Source organism: Bradyrhizobium sp. USDA 4504 (assembly GCF_054063995.1).
On record NZ_JBSSGV010000001.1, the window covers coordinates 2,806,224 to 2,828,705 of the forward strand.

A 22,482-nucleotide genomic window follows, 5' to 3' on the forward strand; every position below is an offset into this window, starting at 1 on the left:
ATATCAAGCCCGCCCGGCACGTCCGGGCTTTTGGCGTTGGATGGATTTTGGGACATGACGGGATCGACACGATCGAGCAGCGGGCTCGATGACCGCCGCAAGCGGCTTTTGTTTCGCTGCTGGCACCGCGGCACCCGGGAGATGGACCTGATCCTCGGCCGCTTCGCCGACGCGACCATTGGCGAGCTGTCCGATCACGAGCTCAGCGAGCTCGAGCATTTGATCGAGGTCCCGGATCCCGACCTCTATGCGGCGCTGACCGGCGACAAGGTGCTGCCGTCCGAATATGCCACCGCGCTGTTTGCCCGCATCAAGTCGTTCCGGGTCGCGGATCCCAGCGCATGAAACAGCCGATGAAATCACCGGCCGCGATGCTCGCGCCCGGCCGGGTGCTGACCATCGCCAACGTCGCCGAGGGCGCCGAAGGGCTCGTCATCTCCGACCTGGCGCGCGCGATCGCGGCGCAGCCGAAGCGGCCGGCGGTCAGCCTTGCCGTGGTGTGCCGTGACGGCACGCGGATGCAGCAGCTCGCCCGCGCGCTGGAGTTCTTTGCGCCCGATATCGCCGTGATGCAGGTTCCGGCCTGGGACTGCCAGCCCTACGACCGCGTCTCGCCGCATTCCGGCATTTTGGCGCAACGGCTCACCGCTTTGGCCAAGTTGTCGCGGCTGGTCGGCAGCGACAAGCCGCTGATTGTGCTCACCACGGTGAATGCGGCCGTGCAGCGGGTCCCGGCGCGCGATCAGGTCGCAGCGCAAGCGCTGTCGGTTGCGCCCGGCAATGTGGTGCCGATGGATTCGGTCGTGGCCTGGCTCGAGCACAATGGCTACACCCGCTCGTCCACGGTGCGCGAGCCCGGCGAATATGCCGTGCGCGGCGGCATCCTCGATCTGTTTCCGGCCGGCCTCGACCAGCCGGTGCGCTTCGACTTCTTCGGCGACAGCCTGGAATCGATCCGCACCTTCGATGCCGAGACCCAGCGCACGCTACTCGACATGCGCGGGCTCGATCTCGTGCCGGTGTCGGAATTCCAGCTCACCACCGAAACCATCCGGCGTTTCCGCATGGGCTATGTCGCCGCGTTCGGCGCGCCGGGGCGCGACGATCAGCTCTATGAAGCCGTCTCCGAGGGACGGCGTCACCCCGGCATGGAGCATTGGCTGCCGCTGTTCCAGGAGCGGATGGACACGCTGTTCGATTATCTCGACGGGGCGACGGTTGCGATCGAGCCGCAGGGCGAGGACGCAGCGCGCGAACGCTTCTCGCAGATCGTTGACTACTATGACGCACGGCGCGAGGCGCTGGAGCATCCGGGCAGCGGCGCGGTCTACAAGCCGCTGCCGCCGGACCAGCTCTATCTGACCGAGGCCGAATGGACCAAGCTGCTCGGCGATGCGCCGCTGGCGCGGCTGACGCCGTTCGCGGTGCCCGAAGGCACGCCCGACGTGTTCGACGCCGGCGCGCGGCAGGGCCGCAACTTCGCCCCCGAACGCGCCGACAGCAATGTCAACGTGTTCGAGGCCGTGGTCGGCCATGTCGGCGCGCTGCAGTCACAGCGCAAGAAGGTGGTGATCGCGTTGTGGAGCGAGGGCTCGCGCGACCGCATGGGCGCGATGCTGCGCGACCACAAGCTCCTGAACACGACCAGCGTCAACACCTGGCGGATCGTGCAGGCGACGCCGCGCAACGAAACCATGCTGGCGGTGCTCGGCATGGAATCCGGCTTCGAGACCGACGAGTTCGCCGTCATCAGCGAGCAGGACATTCTCGGCGACCGCCTGGTGCGGCCGCGCAAGGCGAGCCGCAAGCTCGACAATTTCATCTCGGAGGTGACGAGCCTTGCAACCGGCGATCTCGTGGTCCATGTCGAGCACGGCATCGGCCGCTTCGTCGGGCTGCAGACGCTGGAAGTCTCCGGCGCGCCGCATGACTGTCTCGAGTTGCATTATGCCGCCGAAACAAAACTGTTCCTGCCGGTCGAGAACATCGAGCTGTTGTCGCGCTATGGCTCCGACAGCGCCAATGTCGAGCTCGACCGTCTCGGCGGCGGCGGCTGGCAGGCACGCAAGGCCAAGCTGAAGAACCGGATCCGCGAGATCGCGGGCGAATTGATCAAGATCGCGGCCGAGCGGCAGCTGCACGAGGCGCCGAAATTCCCGCTGCAGCCGCATGTCTATGACGAGTTCTGTGCGCGCTTCCCCTATGAGGAGACCGAGGATCAGCTCGGGGCCATCACCTCGACCTTGAAGGACCTCGAGATCGGCCGCCCGATGGACCGGCTGATCTGCGGCGATGTCGGCTTCGGCAAGACCGAGGTGGCTCTGCGCGCGGCGTTCGCCGTGGCGCTGGAGGGCAGGCAGGTCGCGGTGGTGGTGCCGACCACGCTGCTGGCGCGTCAGCACTCGCGTACTTTCACCGAGCGCTTCCGCGGCTTCCCGGTCAATGTCGCGCAGGCCTCGCGGCTGGTGTCGACCAAGGAGCTCAACCAGGTCAAGAAGGGGCTCACCGACGGCAACGTCGACATCGTCGTTGGCACCCATGCGCTGCTCGGCAAGACCATCAAGTTCAAGGACCTCGGCCTGTTGATCGTGGACGAGGAGCAGCATTTCGGCGTCAGCCACAAGGAGCGGCTGAAGCAGTTGCGCGCCCAGGTCCATGTGCTGACGCTGTCGGCGACCCCGATCCCGCGCACGCTTCAGCTTGCATTGACCGGCGTCCGCGAGCTCTCGATCATTGCTTCGCCGCCGGTCGATCGCCTTGCGGTGCGCACCTTCGTCGCGCCCCACGATCCCCTGATGATCCGCGAGGCGCTGCTGCGCGAACGCTACCGCGGCGGGCAGGCGTTCTATGTCGTGCCGCGGATCGAAGACCTCGCCGGCGTCAAGGATTTCCTCGACAAGAACGTGCCGGAGATGAAGGTCGCGGTCGCCCACGGCCAGATGCCGCCGACCGTGATCGAGGACATCATGTCCGCGTTCTACGACGGCAAGTACGACATCCTGCTCTCGACCACGATCGTCGAGTCCGGTCTCGACATCCCGAACGCCAATACGTTGATCGTGCACCGCGCCGACATGTTCGGCCTCGCCCAGCTCTACCAGCTGCGTGGCCGCGTCGGCCGCTCCAAGCTGCGCGCCTATGCGCTGTTCACGCTGCCGGCACAGCAGAAGATCACGGCGCAGGCGGAGCGGCGGCTCAAGGTGCTGCAGTCGCTGGAGACGCTGGGCGCCGGCTTCCAGCTCGCCTCGCACGACCTCGACATCCGCGGCGCCGGCAATCTGCTCGGCGAAGAGCAATCCGGCCACATCAAGGAAGTCGGCTTCGAGCTGTACCAGTCGATGTTGGAGGAGGCGATCGTCAACCTCAAGGCCGGCGTCGCCGAGCCGGCCGCCGACCGCTGGTCGCCGCAGATCACGATCGGCATGCCGGTCCTGATCCCCGATGACTATGTCAACGACCTCAGCGTGCGGCTGTCGCTGTATCGCCGGCTCGCCGATCTCGACACCGACGAGGACATCGACGCCTTCGCCGCCGAAATGCGCGACCGCTTCGGCGTGCTGCCGGACGAGGTGCGCTATCTGTTCAAGGTCGCGGCGATCAAGGCCTATTGCCGAAGGGCCAATGTCGGGAAGGTCGACGCCGGCCCGAAGGGCGCCGTGATCGCATTCCGCGACAACAGCTTTGCCCATCCGGAGCGGCTGGTGAGCTTCATCCGCCAGCACGGCCAGGCCGCCAAGGTGCGGCCCGACATGAAGGTGGTGTTCTTCCAGGAATGGGATACTCCGGAAGAGCGGCTCGCCGGCACCACCGAGATCCTGCGCCAGCTCGCCAACCTCGCCGAGAGCAAGAAGGCGGCTTAACACGCGGTCCGACGCAGGCCTCGGCTCAGGATCGGATCAAATAGGGCGCAACGTGGTCGTCGAGCAGTTTCAGGAACTGCTCGGCGAGAACGCTGAGTTCGCCGATCGTCGGCTTCAGGACTCCGACCTCGTAGTGGATCGCCGGCGCGAAGGGGCGGACGACAAGCTTGCTCGCTCCGCTGGTTCGCCTGAGCGTTTCGGACGCGCTGAGCGCGTCGACGAGGCAGACACCCGCGCCATCGATGACGAGGTTGAGCGCGACGGCAAAGAATTCACACTCGATCGCCGGATGAAACGGCGTACCGCTGGCTTCGAAGGCGCGAGATACCGCGGCATAGGTCGATCGGCTCTGCGAGGTAATGATCAGATCATGTCGCTCGAGAAGATCGGGAGTGACGACTTTCCGGTCAGCCAGTGCATGCGTTGCAGGCATCACGCAGTCCAGGGACATTCGGTAGCGCCGCAATACGACATTGGTGCGGTCGAACGGCGGCTCGGCGACTCCGAAGTCGAATGCACGTGCCGACACCAGGCTCCGGACATTCTCGGAGCTTCGGGTCAGGAGCCTGATCGTTGTTGACGGGCGCTCGCGCTGGAAGCGGCTGACGACGCCTGGAAGCCAGACTATCCCAGGTCCCGGACTCGCGATCGTCAGAACGCCGCGCTTGCCTGCGGAGATTCCGGCAGCGGCGTCCTCCAGTTCGGCAAACCCGGCGAGCGCCCGGATCGCTTCATTGTGCAACAGATGCGCCTCCGGCGTAGGCACGATATGGCGGCTCTCCCGGCGAAACAGCGCAAACCCGACATCTGCCTCCAGCCGTTTCAAGGCCGCACTCACAGCCGGCTGCGATACCCCGAGTGCACGCGCGGCCTCGGTTGCCGATCGATGCTGCATAACAGCATGAAAAATCTCAACAAGACGCCGATCCATAACCAATATCTATATATCGTTTCGATGTCGCTCGTGGTATGAGCATGAAGGGAAACGCCAATAATACAAGGAATTTTCGCACACCACGCCGGCGAAATTCCAGATAATGTTACCGCAATCTGAGCGTGACGAGCATTGGCATTATATTTGCTTATGTTTCGAGATGAAGTCGTCTGGAGGGTCTGCGGGGATGAACACAAGCCACGCATCGTGCGCCGCGTCGGTCCTGGCCGCCGAAGCGGTGGTCAAACGCTTCGGCGCCCACACCGTTCTGAACGGCGTGGATCTTGCGCTGGGCACCGGGCAGTCGACCTGCATCATCGGTCCAAGCGGCTCAGGCAAGACGACCCTTCTGCGATGCATGGCGCTGCTGGAGGCTCCTTCCGACGGGCGCGTCGTGATGGAGGGGGCGACGGTCTCGCAGGCCCGGCCATCGTCCGATGTGCGGCTCGCTGCCCGCAAGGTGCGGCCGGAAATCGGAATGGTGTTCCAGCAGTTCAATCTGTGGCCGCACATGACGGTGCTGGGAAACATCATCGAGGCCCCGATGCGCGTGCGCGGGGTCAGCCGGGATGAGGCGGTCGTCACGGCCGAACGGCTGCTTCAGAAGGTCGGCATGGAGGCGAAGCGCGATGCCTATCCGGCCAGGCTGTCCGGAGGCCAGCAACAACGCGTCGCGATCGCCCGGGCGCTTGCCATGCAGCCGAAGATACTCCTGTTCGACGAGCCGACGTCGGCTCTCGATCCCGAACTTCGCCGCGAGGTGCTGCAGGTCATGCGCACGCTCGCGCTCGAAGGCATGACGATGCTCGTGGTGACGCACGAGATGGGCTTCGCCCGCCGCGTGGCGAGCCATGTCGTGTTCATGGACGAGGGGATGATCGTTGAGCACGGCACGCCGGCCGCCTTTTTCGAACGGCCGACAACCGAGCGCGCCAAGCGCTTTCTCAATCAGTTTGACGAGTGATCACTGCACGACAGGAGATTGAAGCTCATGCCAAATCTGCGCCGACTTGCCTTCGTTTGCGCGCTCTTTCTCTCGATGACGCCGGCGGCTGCCCAGCAGACGCAGTCGCGCCTCTACGAGATCACCAAGAGCGGGGTACTCAGGGTCTGCATCTGGCCGATGTACTATTCAATTTCGTTCCGCAATCCAGATAGCGGACAGCTCGAGGGGATCGACATCGATCTCTCCAAGGAACTCGCCAAGGACATGGGCGTGAAGCTGGACTATGTGGAGACCAGCTTTGGCAGTTTCATCGCCGACCTGCAGGCCAACAAATGCGATCTCGGCATGTTCGGCGTCGGGGCGACGATGAAGCGTGCGCAGGCCGTCGCGTTCTCGGACCCGTATCTGACGAGCGGCGTCTATGCCGTCGTGCGCAAAGGCGGCCCGATCACATCCTGGGCGGATATCGACAAGCCGGGCGTCAACGCCGGCGTCTCGCTCGGCAGCTATGTCGAGAACTTCATGCGGTCCTACTTCAAGAACGCCAAGACCGTCGCGGTCGCACCTCCCGCCACGACCCAGGCTGAGCTGATGGCGCAACGCGTCGACGTCGTCATGACCGATTATCCGGCCTCGATCAAAATGAATGCCCAGTTCGACTGGACTACGACGGTGGCGCCGCCGGAAAACCTGTCCGTGACGCCTTACGCGTACGTCATGAACCAGGGTGACCAGATCTGGCTGAACTACGTGAACCTGTTCGTACGCACCATCAAGCTCGACGGCCGGCTCAAGGCCGCCGCCGAGAAGAACAAGCTCGGACCGATCGTCGCGCCCTGAGACATCAGATGCAAAGCTACAGCTTTCGCTGGGACGTCATCCCGAACAATCTGGGCTTTCTTGCCTCCGGCATGGAAATGACCCTTTTCATTTCAATTGTCACGCTCGTGGTGGCGACCCTGTTGGGGCTCGTCATCGCGATCATGCAGATGTCCCGCTTCTGCATCGCGCGCATCATCGCGCTTTCGGTCGGCGAAATCGTCCGCAATACGCCAATCCTCGTGCAGCTGCTATGGGTCTATTACGTGCTGCCGATCGTCTTCAATGTGAGGATCGATGCGCTGGCCGCGTCGATCCTCGGTCTCTCGCTCTATTCGGCGGTGTTCATCTCCGAGGTCTTCAGGGCGGGCATCCAGACCGTTCCGGTCGGGCACCGCGAGGCGGCGCAGGTGCTCGGCCTGACGCCCGCGCAGAGCTTTGTGCGGATCGTTGGCCCGCAGGCGATTCGCAGCGTGCTGCCGCCGCTGGCCGCCAATTTCGTCCAGCTCATCAAATATTCCTCGCTTGCGTCCGTGGTGTCGGTCGGCGAGGTCACGCGGCGCGGCATGGAGTTGTCGTCGTCAACGTTCAGGCCGCTGGAAATATTCACCTTCATCGCGGTGGTGTATTTCGCGATCTGCTGGCCGCTCACCCACTCAATCCGCATATGGGAAGCGCGCCTTGCACAACGTTGATCGAGTTCGCCGCGCGGTTTCGAGCGATCGGACCAGCCAGGTCGTCGAGCTGGCGATGCGGCTGATCGGAGTGGCGTCGCCAAATCCGGACGGCGACACACGCGCCGTCGCGGCGCTGGCGGCCGATCTCCTCAGGGCGCATGTGCCGGGCGTTGCGGTTGAGCTGCATCCGGGGACAGCCGAGATCGTCAACGTCGTCGCGCGGATCAAAGGCCATGCCCCCGGCCGCCGCATCGTGTTCAACGGCCATCTCGACACCTATCCGTTGGGGGAGCGGATGAGTTGGTCGGTCAATCCCGACGGAGAGGTCGTGGGCGGCCGCCTTTACGGCCGCGGCGCGGCTGACATGAAGGGCGGCATTGCGGCATCAATGGCCGCGATGGCCGCACTGGCCGAGCAGCGCGAGGCATGGGCGGGAGAGGTGGTGCTGACGCTCGCCGGCGACGAGGAAAGCATGGGTCCGTATGGCACCAAATACCTGCTCGACCAGGTCTCCCATGCCAGCGGAGACGCCGTGATCATTGGCGACGCCGGTTCGCCGATGGTGCTGCGCTTCGGCGAGAAGGGATTCCTCTGGATCGAGATCGAGGCGGAGGGCTACGCGGCGCACGGCGCGCATGTCCATCTCGGCATCAATGCGATCGATCGCTTGCGCGAAGCGCTGGACAGAGTGAGTAAGCTGCGCAGCCTGGCGGTTGTGATGCCGGTCAATGTGGCGGATGCCATCCGCCGCGCAAGGCCTGTCTCCGAACCGTTGTGCGGCGCCGGCGAAGCCGACGTCCTGTCGAGCGTCACAGTCAACATCGGAACGGTGAGTGGCGGTTCGTCACCGAACCTGGTGCCGAGCCAGGCGCGAGCGGCCATCGACCTGCGTCTGCCGGTCGGCGTCACGTCGGAAGCTGTTTTGGCGCTGTTGCGAGAGGTGCTCGATCTGCCCGGGATCACATGGCGCGTGTTGCGCTGTTTCGAACCCAATCACACCGGCCCCGGTGACGAGATCGTCACGCGCTGCGCAACTGCGGCGACGGACATCATCGGCAGGGCGCCGGCGATCAACATGCGCGTCGGCGGCTCCGATGCGCGCTGGTTTCGCATGTCCGGAATCCCGACGGTCGTCTATGGACCGACACCTCACAACATGGGCGCGCCGGACGAGTACGCTGACATCGCCGAACTGGCGACGGTGTCGCGCGTGCACGCGCTGACCGCCTTCGACATGCTGACAAGAGAGAACAGAGAATGAGCGACGTGGCGGGTTTCGTGGGTCCGGAAACATTCATGGGATTGCCGGCGGGGTTACCGCGGCCGGGCAGCCGCGCTGCCGTGCTCGGCGTGCCGTTCGATTGCGGCACGCATCCGTTCCGCGTCGGCGCCCGGCAAGGTCCCCTGGAGGTCCGGCGGGAGTCGCGGCTCATTCGCCGCTATCATCCGTCGCTCGCCGACGTCGATGTGCTGTCATTGCTGGGTGCAGTCGATGCCGGCGATGTTGCCTTGGTGCCGGGACGCATCGAAGACGCCTTTGTCAAGATCGAGGCTGCCGCTGGCCGGATTCTCGAGCTTGGCGCGGTGCCGGTCGGGATCGGCGGCGACGGTTCGGTCTCGCTTCCGCTGATGCGCGCCGCCGCCCGGTATCACAAGGATCTCGTCGCACTGCATATCGACAGCCATACCGATGCATATCCGTATACGCCGGACGATCGGTACAATGCGGCCACGCAGTTCACCAACGCGGCGCAGGAAGGCGTGGTGAACGCCGGCCGATCCTGGCACATCGGCGTGCGCGGTTTCACCTATTGCCCGGGTGTGCTCGAACATACGCGGTCGCTCGGATTTCGCGTCGTCACGATCGAGGAGCTGATGCGGCGCGGTTTCGCGCAGACCGTCGCGGAATTCAGCCAGGTCGTCGGCGCGCGGCCGGTCTATCTGTGCTGGGACATGGATGTGTTCGATCCATCGGTTGCTCCCGGCGTCTGCACGCCCGCCTGGGGAGGCCTGTCGGCCCGCGAGGGGATCGAATTGCTGCGCAGCCTTTCAGGCTTGAATATCGTCGCGATGGATTTCAACACGGTCAGCCCGCCACAGGACGTTCAGGGGATGGCCGCCCAGCTCTGCGCCCATATGATCATGGAGGCTCTCGTGCTGCTTGCCGCGGGCATGGGGCTGTTGCCGGACTGAAATCGCAGCGGCTTGATCGGTCATGCTACGCCGGCGATGACCGTGCCCTAAAATCCGCGGGCCTTACGACGCCGCGCGCTCCGGCGCTCCGAACAGCCGCCCCAGCAGCGAGAGTGCGGAATCGCCCGGCATCAGCGTTGCGACGCTGACGGCGGGCTCGGCGCGGGCGTCGCGGCGGCCGTTCTGGGTGTGGCGCATGACGCTCGCCAATCGCCGCGTGATCGCCTGCGCGTTGCGCAGGTCGGTGCCAGCGAATGCCACGACCAGCGAGCGCTCGTCATGCACGGCACCGAAATCGGCTCGGCGCATCAGCCGGCTGATGATCCGCGCGCCGTCGAACTGCGCGCGCGGCTGCGTGTTGTCGAAGGTGAAGCGTGCCACCGAGAGCGCGCCGCCGCGCTCGGCGGTCTGGTAGACCGCGGTCGCGAAGTCGCGCTCGAACGCGGCCTTGGTGAGCAGGCCGGTGCGGGCATCGATCAGGCCCTTGGCGTCGATCGCCTTCAGCATGCGGCCGAGCCGCGCCTCGAAGGCGTGCTGGCGGATCATCGGCAGCGCCATGTCGGCGATGCGGGTCGGCCCGGCCGTGACGATCTCGAGATTGGGCAGCTCGTATCGCGGCGTCAGCTCGCCCGAGGCGACGATCACCGGCAACGGGCGGAAGCGGACATCCTCGGTCAGCACGGTCAGGAACGCATCCATCACCCGCGGCGTGAAGCCTTCCGCCAGCACGATGCCGTCGATGTCGCGGCTCGAGAGATGCTTGGCGGCGGCCTCGATGCTCAATGCGCCGACCACACCGGCGCGTTCGCCGAGCGCGACCGACAGCGTCGGGTAGGCGCCGCCGCGGCCGATCAACAGCGCGGTGGCCTCTCCGATCGGATCGATGTCAGACAGGGCGATCGGTGCCGGCGGCACCAGGCGGCGCATCACGGTAGAATGCAGCGCGCGAACGCGTAAGGACGCGTTGAGCCGGGCGACCAGCCGATCCGGCAGACCCTTGCTCTGGAAGAATGCGATCACGGTGTCGGGCAGGGTGGTCGCGGGATCGACCGCGATCAGCGGCAGATACGGCGCACGGGCGGCGGCGCGCTTGGCGAGGCCCGACAGGGTGACGAAGTCGACCCCCTCGGCGGCCGCGATGATCGCGGCCGGCTTGACCTGCTCGATGGCCCGTCCGACCTCGTTCCAGTCGGTGACCACGACCGGGAAGAGTTTCGTCTCATCGAGGGCTGCGGCAAACGACGGCTTTGTCGACGCCGATACGATGAGGACCGGACCTTGCTGGGACATTCGAACGCTCGAAAACCAATGCTTAAGATCAGCAACGGCTGCGATGCTAGTTCGCATGGCTTAATGCGGCGTCAACACAATGATAAGACTAACACAATGATAAGATTTTAACTCAACCCGGCGCCGCCACGGTCGCGAAATGCTTCGACCATCAAAGGGTTAAGCCCAAGTTCTGTGAGAGCGTCGCGGGCGCGCGCATTGTCCTGTGCCCGTCCGGCCAGCCGGTGGCCGCTGAGACGGTCCGGCAATGCGGTGAGCAGCGCGCCCTGGCCGAGGCGGCGCGACCATTCCTGCAGCTCCTGGGCGAGGAAGCGGTAGCCGCCGACCGTCATCACCCCCGACGGCGGCGCGGTGATGTTGACGGCCCCGGTTGCGCGATCGACCCGCGCGGCATATTCGGTGTCGACGAAATCGCGCGGCGGCGGCGCGATCAGGCTGTCGCCGGGCGGAGGCGGCGGCGCATAGGCGGCGACCGGCACCATCGGGCCGCGCAGGCCGAGCGTGCCCTTCGGCGTCAGCAGGATCTCGCCGGCGACCGATGCGCCGGGCGCTTCGCGCGGCGCACTGTGCGGCCCCGGCTTGATCACGGCCGGCGATCCGTCCTCGGCGGTGCGGCGGGCGCCGAACAGCCCGGCCTCGCCGAACAGATAGACGTCGGTCATGGTCACCCGCCGCGAGCTCCAGTGCGCGCTGGAGGCAACCTGCTCGGGCGTACGCCAGAGGCCAATCACGGTGCGCAGGCTGGGCAGGCGCTCCGACAGGCCGCGCTCGTCGAGCCGCAGTACGAGCTGCGCCGGCGCGATCAGCGTGTTGCAGGTGTGATCGTTGAACTGGGTCTCGAACGCTTCCTCGTCGAACGGGTGGTGCAGCACCAGCGTTCCGCCCGACAGCAGCCAGGTCACCAGCGACGCGCAGATGCCGGCGAACGACATCGGCGCGAATGCCGACATGATGGTGGCGCCTTGCGGCAGATCGCTCTCCAGCGACATCGCGAGCCCGCCGGCTATCAGGCCGAAATGCGCCCGCGGCACCGGACGAAGACCTTCGCTGGTGACGTCGAAGGAGATCAGCGCCGGCTTGCGGCCGTCCTGGATCATCGGGCGCGAGGCCCGGGAGTCCTCCAGGATCGCCTGGTCGAGCGACGCCATGCCTTCGGGCAGATCGGTCCCGAAGCCGCAGACATGGCGGATCGAGAACGCTTCGGCCGCGGCGTTCATGGCGATGTCGGCATAGGAGACGCCGTCGATCCGGCCGCAGCTGACGATCGCCCGCGCCGCGGTGCGGTTGAGCACGGACGTCAGCTCGGCCTGCCGCCACAGCAGCGGCAGCGGCACCACCACCAGGCCGACCCGATGCGCGGCAAGGACGGTCAAGGCGAATTCGACCGTGCCGGGCAGCTGCACGGCGATCACCGTGTTGGCCGGCAATCCGCTCTGCACGAAGTGGGCGGCGATCGCCGAGATCGCGCGGTCGGCCTGGGCATAGGTCAGGCGCTTGCGGGTCTGTCCGGTGATGCGCTGCTTGTTGAGCGGGTCGACCAGCGCCAGCGCCTCGGGTTGCCGCGCCAAAATGCGCTTGAACAAGGTATCGAGCGTTGGCGAGGTGATCGACTGGTTCACAGGTTCAACGTCGGTTGCATCGCTTCGATCGGACCAGGTCATGCCGCATCGGGTCGCAAATCACTTGGAAATCACTTGGACTGCGCGGCGGGCTTCTGCCACCAGGTTTCCGGCAGGTAGCCCGTCAACGCCGTGGTCGAAGGCCGTTCTATCCGATTCCAGCGCGCGATCCATTGCTCTCCCAAGTTAAATAGGGGGATAGCGTAGAAGCCCGACATCAGGGCCCGGTCCAGCGCCCGCACCGCCGAGACGAAGGCCGGCCGCTCGCGCGCCGCGAGCAGCGCCGCGATCATGGCGTCGATGGCGGGATCCTTGGCGCCCATGTAATTCCTTGTGCCCGGCACATCGGCGGCCTGGCTGCTCCAGTAGAACCACTGCTCGTTGCCCGGCGACAGCGACTGGTCCCAGCGGATGGGGATCATGTCGAAGTCATAGCCGACCCGGCGCTGCTCGAACTGCACCGCGTCGACCACCCGCACCGCGGCTTCGATGCCGGCCCGCTTCAGGTCGCGCTGATAGGCGAGGGCGATCCGCTCATGCTCGCGCGTCGTCACCAGGATCTCGATGCGCAGCGGCGTCCCTGTCGAGCGCTGCTTCAAGACCGTGCCGTCGAGCGCGTAGCCCGCCTCGGCGAGCAGCGCGAGCGCAGTGCGCAGGAGGCCGCGGTCGCGCCCCGACCCGTCGGTGACCGGCAGACGATAGCGGCCGTCGAGGATATCGGGCTGGATGTGCGACAGATATGGCTTGAGCAGCTCGAGCTCGCGATCGTCGGCGGGGCGGCCATAGGCGGACAGATCCGATCCGGCGAAAAAACCGCCGGCGCGTGAGAACAGTCCGAAATAATAGTTGCGGTTGACCCATTCGAAATCGAACAGCATCGCCAGTGCCTGACGCACCCGCAGGTCGGCGAATTTCGGCCGCCGGCTGTTGAAAACCAGGAATTCGGACGGCCGCGGCGTGCCGATCTTGATGGTGTCGCGGATCACCTCGCCGTTGCGCGCCGCCGGGAAGTCATAGCCGTCGTGCCAGCGCAACGGCTCGGTCTCGGTCCGGAAATCATACAGGCCGCGCTTGAAGGCCTCGAACATGCCGTTGGCCTCGCGGTAGTAATCGAGCCTGATCTCGTCGAAGTTCCAGAGGCCGCGGTTGATGGGCAGGTCGCGGCCCCAATAATTGGGGTCGCGCGTGAAGGTGACGCTGGCGCCGGGCTTGACCGCCGTCACGCGGTAGGGGCCGGACCCGATCGGTGGGGCCAAGGTGGTTTCCTCGAATTTTTCGGGGTCGATGGCGTGCCGCGGCAGGATCGGCATCAGGCCGAGGATCAGCGGCAATTCGTGGTCCGCCACGCCGCCGAAATCGAACCGGACCGTGAGCGAGTCGAGCGCCTCGGCCTTTGCGACTTTCGAATAATACTGGCGGTGCATCGGACGGCCATGGTCGCGCAGCAGCGCCAGCGAGAACAGCACGTCGTCGGCCAGTACCGGCCGGCCATCCGAGAAGCGGGCGCGTGGATCGATGTGGAATGTCACATAGCTTCTGGCGTCGTCGGTCTCGACGCTGCGCGCGAGCAGGCCGTACAGCGTGAACGGCTCGTTATTGCCCCGCGCCATCAGGCTTTCGTAGACATAACCGCGCTCATAGCCGTAGCCCCTGACCTGCTGCACGGCGATGCCCCTGATGATCAGGGGATTGAGGCTGTCGAAGGTGCCGATCACGCCCTGGACCAGGCGGCCGCCCTTGGGAGCGTCGGGATTGGCATAGGGCAGGTGGGTAAAGTCGGGTGGCAGCGCGGGGGCACCATGCATCGCGATGGCGTGGCTCTCGGCGGCGGCCGCAGGGACCAGCCCGCTCGTCAGGACTCCCAAGCCCAGGAATCCCAACACCAGCCAGATGGCGGCCCATGCGGCGCGCCAAGTGTGCCCGGGAACACGTGCGTGAGGCGCCGGATTTGATTCGCGAAACGTCACGTCCGGAGGTTTATCACAGGCCGCTGAAACTCGCCGCGAGATGGGCGCAAATCCGCTTGTCGGCATTGATCTTTCCGCGCGCCGCTGTATTGAAGGCGTGCAATTCGAAGGCGGGAACGCCTGTCACGTATCCGCCTCAATTGACTAGGAGACAGCCGCCCAAACGGCTATGTGTCGGCGCCTGCAGCGGTTTCGGGCTTCCGTTCAGAAAGGGTTTTCCGCAATGAATTTCCGTATCTTGGCCGCCCCGGTCCGGCCGCATGGGCGAATTGTTGCCCTGATGGCGGCGACGGCATTCTCTGCAGCGCTCCTGGTTCCTGCCGCTCGGGCCCAGCAGCCGGCAGCGCCGGCGCCTGCGGCACCGAAGGCTGCGCCCAAGGCGGCACCCAAGGCAGCTCCGAAGGCTCCGGCAGCCCAGGCGCCCGCCCAAGCACCGGCCGCCGGCCAGCCGCCCAATGCGGCCGCCCAGCCGCCGGCGCAGGATCAGCAGATCCAGCTGATCTACGCCCCCTGGACCAAGTTCTGCCTGAAGGGCCAGGAAGCCAACGCCAAGCAGGTCTGCTTCACCGGCAAGGACGGCCGCATCGAGTCCGGCCAGCCGGTGATCGCCGCCGTGATCATCGAGCCGGAAGGCGAGCCGAAGAAGATCCTGCGCGTCACGCTGCCGCTCGGCATGCAGCTCGTGCACGGCACCCGCATCATCGTCGACGGCAACCCGCCGCAGCAGGCGCCCTATGTGATCTGCTTCCAGAACGGCTGCATGTCCGACTATGAAGCAACGCCCGAGCTGATCGCCAACATGAAGAAGGGCCAGAACCTCGTGGTCCAGGCGATCAATTCCAACGGCGCGCCGCTGACGCTGCCGCTGCCGCTCAACACCGAATTCGCCAAGGCCTATGACGGCCCGCCGACCGATCCGAAGGTGTTCGAGGAAAACTCGAAGAAGCTGCAGGAAGAGTTGCAGAAGCGCGCCGAAGAGCAGCGCAAGAAGCTGGAAGGCGCCGGCGGTGGCTCTGCGCAGGCTCCGGCGCCGGCCAACCCGGCGGCCAAGTAAGCACTTCAATCACGCGTTCGAGAAAACGCGAGATCATCGCGATTAAAAGGCGCCCGGAAGGGCGCCTTTTTTGTCATGCGAAACAGACTGGCTGCTGGCAGCCTGCTGCGCTGGTGATTGCGCAGATCGTGTGCGATGGTCGTCGAAGGGTGCTTCGATTGCGTCGCGCGATGAGCGCGCATCGTTGGTGCCTTGTCCGGACCAATCCGGCGTCGAAGCACAATCATAAATCCGATACGGGAGGCCAGACGAAAGCGCGAACGGCGCCTTCGATGCGCGAATGCGCGCGTGGTTCTTCCGCGAATCCTGGCCGCCGCTCGCAGTCATGGAAGTCGCGCAATGTCCCAGCAAGCCGGCACGCAGCGGCGGGAACTGCGCTCCCGGCCTCGGGAGCAGCCGGCCGGCGGTGCTTCGGTCGATGCTGGCGTTCGCGTCAGCCAGGACAACGTCCCCGGAACGTTTCATCCCGGCATCGTCCATCTCGCGCTGGCGATGGGCGGCTTCGCAATCGGCATCGCCGAATTCGCGACCATGAGCCTGTTGCCGTTCTTCGCCCACGACCTGCACGTCAGCGAGCCCCAGGCCGGCCACGCGATCAGCGCCTACGCGCTCGGCGTCGTCGTCGGTGCGCCGGTCATCGCGGTGTTGTCGGCGCGCATGACGCGGCGGACGCTGCTGATCGCGCTGATGGGTTTCTTCGCGCTGATGAACGGCCTTTCGGGGCTCGCACCCGATTATCACGCCATGCTGGCGCTGCGCTTCCTGGCGGGGCTGCCGCACGGCGCCTATTTCGGCATCGCCATGCTGGTCGCGGCCTCGCTGGTCCCGACAGACAAGCGCACGGCGGCTGTCGGCCGCGTGCTGCTGGGGCTCACCATCGCGACCACGATCGGCGTTCCGCTCGCCAACGGGGTCGGGCAGGCGATCGGCTGGCGCTGGGCCTTCGCGATCGTCGCCGGCCTCGCGCTCTTGACCGCGGTCCTGGTCCTGATCTTCGCCCCGCGTGATGCCGCCAACAGCAAGGCGAGCCCACTGCGCGAACTGTCGGCACTCGGGCGCAAGCATGTCTGGCTGACGCTGGCGATCGGCGCCATCGGTTTCGGCGGGCTGTTCTCGGTCTACACCTACCTGGCCTCGACCATGCTGGCGGTGACCCACACCTCGCCCGCGCTGGTGCCGGTCACGCTATGCGTGTTCGGCGCCGGCCTCACCGCCGGCAACATCATCGTGCCGCGCTTCGCCGACCGCGCGCTGATGGCAACCGCGGGCGGGCTCCTGCTGTGGTCGGCGGCGACGCTCGCGCTCTATCCGTTGGCGGCCGGAAATTTCTGGACGCTGACCGCCGACGTGTTCCTGATCGGGCTGGGCGGGGCGCTCGCCACCGTGTTGCAGACCCGCCTGATGGACGTCGCGGGCGAGGCACAGAGCCTCGCCGCGGCGCTCAACCACTCCGCCTTCAACGTCGCCAATGCGCTGGGTCCGTGGCTCGGCGGAATGGCGGTCGCAGCCGGCTATGGCTGGACGTCGACCGGCCTCGTCGGCGCGGGGCTGGCGCTGGCGGGATTTGTTGTCTGGGCGATCGCGGTTGTCTTGGCCAGGCGCGAGGGGGTGTGAGCGTGGCAGCGCGAACGCCGTGGCATTCGCCGGAGCGCCGCCGGACCTCAGTTCAGCGAGGGATTGCGCGGACGGTAGCCGCCCGATTTATCCTTGATGAAGATCTCCGCCACCTGCGAATGCCGGATCGGCTCGCCGGACTCGTCGGGCAAGAGGTTCTGCTCCGAGACATAGGCGACGTACTCGGTCTCCGAGTTTTCCGCGAGCAAATGGTAGAACGGCTGGTCCTTGTGGGGCCGCATGTCCTCGGGGATCGACAGCCACCATTCCTCGGTGTTGTTGAACTCCGGGTCGATATCAAAAATCACGCCCCGGAAGGAGAACACCCGGTGACGGACGATCTGCCCGATCTGAAACTTGGCGGTGCGCGCTTTGATCATGGCTCGTCGATAGACCAACATTGTGGCCGATGCTAGGGGCTAAGGTCCGAATTAACCCGCGCTTTACCGATTCCAGCCCTGCAAAAACGACCCGAAATCCGGCCGAGAAACTACTTTCAGAATGATCGATATCCTCAATCTGGCGTTGCCGTATTTCGGCTTGATCTTCATCGGTTATGCGTGCGGCAAGGCCAAGGATTTGCCAGAGAGCGGGCTCGCCTGGATGAATTTCTTCCTGCTTTACGTTTCGTTGCCGGCGCTGCTGTTCGGGATCATGTCCAAGACGCCGTTTGCGCAGCTGAACAACCCGCCATTTCTGATCGCCACCACGCTCGGAACCGTGCTCGCATTCTTCCTGGCGATGGTCGCGGGCAAGCTGATCGGCGGGCTCACGCTGCGCGAGGCGACGCTGGCCGGCCTGTCGGGCGCCTACGGCAATATCGGCTATATGGGGCCTGGCCTCGCGCTCGCCGTGCTCGGTGCCAAGGCGGCGGCGCCGACGGCGCTGATCTTCTGCTGCGACAGCATCTTCCTGTTCTCGATCGTGCCGCTGCTGATCGAGCTCACCGACCGCGACCATCCCTCGCTGCTGCACGCACTCGGCGTGGTGCTGCGACAGATCGTGCAGAACCCGCTGATCATGTCGGCGGTGTTCGGGGCGCTGGTCGCCGCGTTTCACATCCCGATCCCGGTCGCGCTCGATCGCACCATCCAGTTCCTGGAAAACGCCGCCGCGCCGACAGCGCTGTTCGTGCTCGGCATCACGGTGGCGCTGCGGCCGTTCGAGCGGGTGCCGTGGGAGGTCCCGGGCGTGGTCGCGATCAAGCTTTTGATCCATCCGCTGCTGGCGTTCGGCCTGATGCTGCTGTTCGGCCCGTTCGCGCAGCCTTGGGCCGCGACAGCGGTGCTGATGGCTTCGCTGCCGCCGGCGCTCAATGTGTTCGTGATCGCGCGGCAGAACGACACCTGGATCGAGCCGGCGTCGGTCGCGGTGCTGATCGGCACCTTCGCCTCGGTGGTCACGCTGACCAGCGTGATGTGGTTCATCCAGAGCGGACGGCTGGTGTTTCCCTGATCGGCGCGCTTCTTATTTGACGCATTTTCTTAACGCGAACCGGTACCCACTTCGCTCGAAAACGCTTTGCTCACCGCCGCCACGACGGCGCGAGGCCTTCGCGCATCGCCAGGCGCCGCAACGGGCCGAATGCGCCGAGCAGATGCAGGCCGGCAGCACGCGCCGTCTGCATGCCGAGGAAATCGCTCAGCAGCGACCGGTTGGCGATGTCGATCGCCCAGGTCCGGCTGGCGACATCGGGGCGCCGCGCCGCCTGGTAGCGCGACAGCACATTGGGCGCGCCGGGATCTTCGCCACGACCGATCGCCTGGCCGGTGATCTCGGCGATATCGGCGGCATCGCGCAGTCCCATATTGAGGCCCTGCGCGCCGATCGGCGGCAGCACATGGGCGGATTCCCCGACCAGCGCGATCCGGTCCTTGGCGAATTGCCGCGGCCGCTCGATCGCGAGCGGAAACACGTGACGGCCGCCCTGGACCTCGATGCGGCCGAGGATCGAATGCGATTGCCGCTCGGCGGCGAGCGACAATTCGTCGTCGCCGAGTGCCATCAGCCGCTCGGCCTCCTTGGGCGCCGAGACCCAGACCACGCTGCTTCTGACGCCGCTGAGCGGCACGAACACGCAGGGGCCGTGCTCGGTGTGGAACTCGGTCGAGATGTTGTGGTGCGGCCGGGTGTGGGTGACGTTGAAGGTGAGGGCGGACTGCCCGAGCTCGCGGCTTGTCACCTCGATGCCGGCGGCCTCGCGGGACAATGAATTGCGCCCGTCGGCACCGACCACGAGCCGGGCCTGAAGCGACTGGCCCTGCCGCGTCACCACGGTAACCGCGGCATCGTCCGGCCGCACCGAGGCGGCTTCATCGTCGAACCGCGTCAGCGCGGACATTTCGCCGGCGCGGTCCTCGAGCGCCGCGACCAGCGAGCGGTTGTCGATGTTGAAGCCGAATTGCTCGCGGCCGATCTCATCGGACGAAAAGCGCACCTCGGGCGCACGGATCAGGCGGCCGGTGTCGTCGACGAGGCGCATGGTCTTGAGCGCCGCCGCTCGGTCGCTGCAGCGCCGCCAGACGTCGAGCCGATCCAGGATATCGGTCGAGGCACCGAGCAGCGCGGTGGTCCGGTTGTCGGCATAGGGCGCGCGGCGCGCCAGCAGCGCAGTCCGCGCACCTGCGTCGGCAAGGGCAATCGCAGCCGTTAATCCGGCCGGACCGCCGCCTATTACGATAACGTCATAATCCAGCGAGCTGTCGGTCATATCAGGACATTTGACATGCTTGGCCCGATTTTCAAGCCATCGGTAACCACCAAGAGTCTCCAACGCTTTGCGCGGCGGAACGCCGCAAGACCGCATATGCAAACCGGTCCGATTCCTGATAGCACTCGGCCGATGGAGCATTCGAGCCAGCCCGATGCGTTGCCAGAACGGATGCGGACCGCCGCATTCACCGTTCATATTTTCACGGCGCTCGGCGCCGGGGTCGCGCTGCTGGCGATGCTGGAGGCGGTGCGCGAGCACTGGGCCAACATGTTCGCCTGGCTCGGGGTCGCGCTCATCATCGACGGGATCGACGGCCCGCTGGCGCGCCGGCTCGACGTGGTGCGGCTGCAGCCGAACTGGTCGGGCGAGGTGCTCGACCTGGTGGTTGATTTCGTCACCTATGTGTTCGTGCCGGCCTATGCGATCACCGCGAGCGGCATGCTGCTGCCGCTGGCGGCGCCGATCCTCGGCATCGGCATCGTGGTCTCCAGCGCGCTGTATTTCGCCGACCGCCGCATGAAGGCCGATGACAACCATTTCCGCGGCTTCCCGGCGCTGTGGAATGCGGCGGCGTTCTACCTGTTCCTGCTGCATCTGCCGCCCGTGCTGTCGACGATCGTGGTCGCGCTCCTGATCGTGCTGACCTTCGCGCCGTTCCACGTGCTGCATCCGCTGCGTGTGGTGCGGCTGCGCTGGCTGACGCTGTGGCTGCTCGGCGCATGGGCGCTGCTCGGCATGTACACGCTCGCCAACGATTTCGTGGTCGGAGCCCCGATCACCTTCGGTCTCTGCGCCATCGCCGTCTACATCATCGGCAGCGATACCGTGATCCGCCGGATGAAAGCCTTCAGAGCATGATGCAACTGATCACCAGCCCGGAAGCCTGGGCGGCGCTGTTGACCCTGACTGCGCTCGAGATCGTGCTCGGCATCGACAACGTGATTTTCCTGTCGGTGATCGTGTCGCGGATCCCGCCGGCGCAGGCCAAGCGCGCGCGGCAGATCGGCCTGCTGCTGGCGCTGGTGTTCCGCATTCTGCTGCTCTCGATCCTGGTCTGGCTGATCGGGCTGACCCAACCGGTGATATCAGTCAGCGACGTCGCGCTGTCGTGGCGCGACATCATCCTGATCGGCGGCGGCCTGTTCCTGATCGCGAAAGCGACCCATGAGATCCACGGCGAGGTCGAGGCGCGCGAGGCGGAAGCCGGCGACAGGCCGAGCGCCAGCGCGTTCTTCTGGGTGATCGTGCAGATCATCATTATCGACCTGGTGTTCTCGCTGGATTCGATCATCACCGCGATCGGCATGGCGCAGGACATCGAGATCATGATCGCGGCGGTCGTGATCGCCTGCGTCATCATGTACATCTCGTCGGGACCGGTGGCGCGGTTTGTCGCGGAGCATCCGACCACCAAGATGCTGGCGCTGGCCTTCCTGGTGCTGATCGGCGTGGCGCTGGTGGCCGACGGCTTCAAATTCCACATTCCGCGCGGCTACATCTATTTCGCGATTGCCTTCTCGGCCGCGGTCGAGGCGTTCAACGTCATGGCCAAGCGCAACCGCAGGAAGCCGGCGCGCTGATGGGCATGATCTCCGCGCAAACGCAGCGCGTTTGTCGCGAGGGAAAGCCGCTTCCCACTTTTCCGGAACGTGGCGTAGCCGGTTCCGGCCCGCTTGGTTGACAAGCCGGCCGCGATGGCATTCGCTCGCTTGACGCTGATATTGAGGGGAGCGACGACATGACCAAGGCTGTGCGCGTGCACCAGGTGGGAGGCCCGGAAGTCCTGACCTACGAGGACGTCGAGGTGGGCGCGCCGGGGACGGGCGAGGTCCGGATCCGCCAGCATGCGGTCGGTCTGAACTTCATCGACGTCTATTTCCGCACCGGCCTCTACAAGGCGCCCGGCCTGCCGTTCATTGCCGGCAATGAGGCTGCAGGCGAGGTGTTGGCCGTGGGTCCGGGCGTGACCAATTTCCACCCCGGCGATCGCGTCGCCTACTACTACAATCTCGGCGGCTACGCGTCCGAGCGCGTCATCCCGGCCGACAAGCTCGTCAAGCTGCCCGACCATATCACCTACGAGCAGGGCGCCGTGCTGATGCTGAAGGGCCTCACGGTCTGGTATCTCCTGCACAAGACCTTCAAGGTCGAGCACGGCCATCGCGTGCTGATCCACGCCGCGGCGGGCGGCATCGGGCTGCTGGCCTGCCAATGGGCGCGGGCGCTCGGCGCGCATGTCATCGGTACCGTCGGCTCGAAGGCGAAGGCCGATCTCGCGCTCGCCAATGGCTGCGATCACGTCATCCTCTATAACGAGGAGAACTTCGTCGAACGCGTCAAGCAGATCAGCCGCGGCGAGCTCTGCGACGTCGTCTATGACGGCGTCGGCAAGACCACGTTCCCGGGATCGCTGTCCTGCCTCAGGCCACGCGGTCTGTTCGTCTCCTTCGGCAACGCGTCGGGCCCGGTACCGCCGTTCCCGCTCGCCGAGCTCAACAACCACGGCTCGCTGTTCGCGACGCGGCCCAAGCTCAACGACTATGTCGGCACCCGCAAGGAATTGCTCGAAGGCGCCGACACGCTGTTCGCCGCCGTGATCAACGGCAAGCTGCATGTGCCGATCAACCACGCCTATGCGCTGAAGGATGCGGCCAAGGCGCATATCGACCTGGAGAGCCGGGCGACGACGGGCGCAGCGATCCTGCGGCCGTAATTCTCGCCGTCATTGCGAGCCACCCGGTCGGCGCAAAGCGCCGCCGGATGACAGGCTCCGCGAAGCAATCCACCTCTCCACCC

At 65.7% G+C, this 22,482-nt stretch carries 19 protein-coding genes; 13 read left to right on the top strand and 6 right to left on the bottom strand.

The window, feature by feature from the left end:
* The first annotated feature begins 54 nt into the window (after positions 1-54).
* A complete protein-coding gene (locus tag ACVMB1_RS12775) occupies positions 55-345 on the top strand; it encodes an FAD assembly factor SdhE (RefSeq protein WP_141341314.1) in 291 nt (96 codons plus the stop codon).
* On the top strand, positions 342-3,860 hold the full coding sequence (gene mfd / locus ACVMB1_RS12780) for a transcription-repair coupling factor (RefSeq protein ID WP_141341312.1): 3,519 nt from the start codon (positions 342-344) through the stop codon (positions 3,858-3,860). Before ACVMB1_RS12775 ends, mfd begins: the two co-directional genes overlap by 4 nt.
* A 25-nt stretch (positions 3,861-3,885) precedes the next feature.
* Here mfd and ACVMB1_RS12785 read toward each other — a convergent pair whose 3' ends face one another.
* Positions 3,886-4,791 carry a LysR family transcriptional regulator gene (locus ACVMB1_RS12785; protein WP_076828905.1) on the bottom strand — a complete coding sequence of 302 codons (906 nt, stop codon included), beginning with the start codon at positions 4,789-4,791 and terminating at the stop codon, positions 3,886-3,888.
* A 190-nt stretch (positions 4,792-4,981) separates the two neighbouring features.
* On the opposite strand from ACVMB1_RS12785, the gene ACVMB1_RS12790 reads away from it, so the two are divergent.
* The 5 genes from ACVMB1_RS12790 (at position 4,982) to ACVMB1_RS12810 (ending at position 9,429) form a co-directional block, all read left to right on the top strand.
* Positions 4,982-5,758, top strand: coding sequence for an amino acid ABC transporter ATP-binding protein (locus ACVMB1_RS12790; protein ID WP_038386315.1), 777 nt, complete (start codon positions 4,982-4,984; stop codon positions 5,756-5,758).
* 27 nt (positions 5,759-5,785) lie between these two features.
* The gene (locus ACVMB1_RS12795) at positions 5,786-6,580 is read left to right on the top strand and encodes an ABC transporter substrate-binding protein (RefSeq protein ID WP_141341311.1); all 795 of its coding nucleotides are present in this window, start codon (positions 5,786-5,788) and stop codon (positions 6,578-6,580) included.
* Between the two features lie 8 nt (positions 6,581-6,588).
* Complete coding sequence (locus ACVMB1_RS12800; RefSeq protein ID WP_141341309.1) at positions 6,589-7,254, top strand: amino acid ABC transporter permease; 666 nt, start codon at positions 6,589-6,591, stop codon at positions 7,252-7,254.
* A gap of 142 nt (positions 7,255-7,396) precedes the next feature.
* Positions 7,397-8,497, top strand: a complete 1,101-nt coding sequence (locus ACVMB1_RS12805) for a M20/M25/M40 family metallo-hydrolase (RefSeq protein WP_456835106.1) — start codon at positions 7,397-7,399, stop codon at positions 8,495-8,497.
* Complete coding sequence (locus ACVMB1_RS12810) at positions 8,494-9,429, top strand: arginase family protein (protein ID WP_018271602.1); 936 nt, start codon at positions 8,494-8,496, stop codon at positions 9,427-9,429. The genes ACVMB1_RS12805 and ACVMB1_RS12810 overlap by 4 nt, the downstream gene beginning before the upstream one ends.
* 63 nt (positions 9,430-9,492) lie before the next feature.
* Here the strand turns inward: ACVMB1_RS12810 and ACVMB1_RS12815 are convergent, their stop codons facing one another.
* The 3 genes from ACVMB1_RS12815 to ACVMB1_RS12825 all read right to left on the bottom strand — a co-directional run bounded on the left by ACVMB1_RS12815 (position 9,493) and on the right by ACVMB1_RS12825 (position 14,143).
* Complete coding sequence (locus ACVMB1_RS12815) at positions 9,493-10,719, bottom strand: hypothetical protein (RefSeq protein ID WP_057018705.1); 1,227 nt, start codon at positions 10,717-10,719, stop codon at positions 9,493-9,495.
* A 107-nt stretch (positions 10,720-10,826) separates the two neighbouring features.
* Positions 10,827-12,380, bottom strand: a complete 1,554-nt coding sequence (locus tag ACVMB1_RS12820) for an AMP-binding protein (RefSeq protein WP_141341308.1) — start codon at positions 12,378-12,380, stop codon at positions 10,827-10,829.
* A gap of 29 nt (positions 12,381-12,409) precedes the next feature.
* Positions 12,410-14,143 (bottom strand): extracellular solute-binding protein, encoded by a 1,734-nt coding sequence (locus ACVMB1_RS12825; RefSeq protein WP_246786658.1) that lies wholly within the window; start codon positions 14,141-14,143, stop codon positions 12,410-12,412.
* A gap of 385 nt (positions 14,144-14,528) precedes the next feature.
* Between ACVMB1_RS12825 and ACVMB1_RS12830 the strand changes: the two genes are divergently transcribed.
* Positions 14,529-15,359, top strand: a complete 831-nt coding sequence (locus tag ACVMB1_RS12830) for an invasion associated locus B family protein (protein ID WP_141341306.1) — start codon at positions 14,529-14,531, stop codon at positions 15,357-15,359.
* Between the two features lie 339 nt (positions 15,360-15,698).
* Complete coding sequence (locus tag ACVMB1_RS12835) at positions 15,699-16,973, top strand: MFS transporter (RefSeq protein ID WP_200844480.1); 1,275 nt, start codon at positions 15,699-15,701, stop codon at positions 16,971-16,973.
* A 47-nt stretch (positions 16,974-17,020) separates the two neighbouring features.
* On the opposite strand, the gene hspQ is transcribed toward ACVMB1_RS12835, so the two are convergent.
* A complete protein-coding gene (gene hspQ, locus ACVMB1_RS12840; protein WP_021081543.1) occupies positions 17,021-17,353 on the bottom strand; it encodes a heat shock protein HspQ in 333 nt (110 codons plus the stop codon).
* Positions 17,354-17,474: 121 nt separating this feature from the next.
* On the opposite strand from hspQ, the gene ACVMB1_RS12845 reads away from it, so the two are divergent.
* Positions 17,475-18,428: an AEC family transporter gene (locus tag ACVMB1_RS12845; protein ID WP_057018703.1), complete on the top strand. Its 954-nt coding sequence runs from the start codon at positions 17,475-17,477 to the stop codon at positions 18,426-18,428.
* A 70-nt stretch (positions 18,429-18,498) separates the two neighbouring features.
* On the opposite strand, the gene ACVMB1_RS12850 is transcribed toward ACVMB1_RS12845, so the two are convergent.
* The gene (locus ACVMB1_RS12850) at positions 18,499-19,683 is read right to left on the bottom strand and encodes a UbiH/UbiF family hydroxylase (protein WP_141341304.1); all 1,185 of its coding nucleotides are present in this window, start codon (positions 19,681-19,683) and stop codon (positions 18,499-18,501) included.
* 132 nt (positions 19,684-19,815) lie between these two features.
* Between ACVMB1_RS12850 and pcsA the strand changes: the two genes are divergently transcribed.
* The 3 genes from pcsA to ACVMB1_RS12865 all read left to right on the top strand — a co-directional run bounded on the left by pcsA (position 19,816) and on the right by ACVMB1_RS12865 (position 22,399).
* The gene (gene pcsA / locus ACVMB1_RS12855) at positions 19,816-20,544 is read left to right on the top strand and encodes a phosphatidylcholine synthase (RefSeq protein WP_057018701.1); all 729 of its coding nucleotides are present in this window, start codon (positions 19,816-19,818) and stop codon (positions 20,542-20,544) included.
* On the top strand, positions 20,541-21,266 hold the full coding sequence (locus tag ACVMB1_RS12860) for a TerC family protein (RefSeq protein WP_141341302.1): 726 nt from the start codon (positions 20,541-20,543) through the stop codon (positions 21,264-21,266). The genes pcsA and ACVMB1_RS12860 overlap by 4 nt, the downstream gene beginning before the upstream one ends.
* A 158-nt stretch (positions 21,267-21,424) precedes the next feature.
* Positions 21,425-22,399: a quinone oxidoreductase family protein gene (locus ACVMB1_RS12865; RefSeq protein WP_050384723.1), complete on the top strand. Its 975-nt coding sequence runs from the start codon at positions 21,425-21,427 to the stop codon at positions 22,397-22,399.
* The last annotated feature ends 83 nt before the right edge of the window (positions 22,400-22,482 follow it).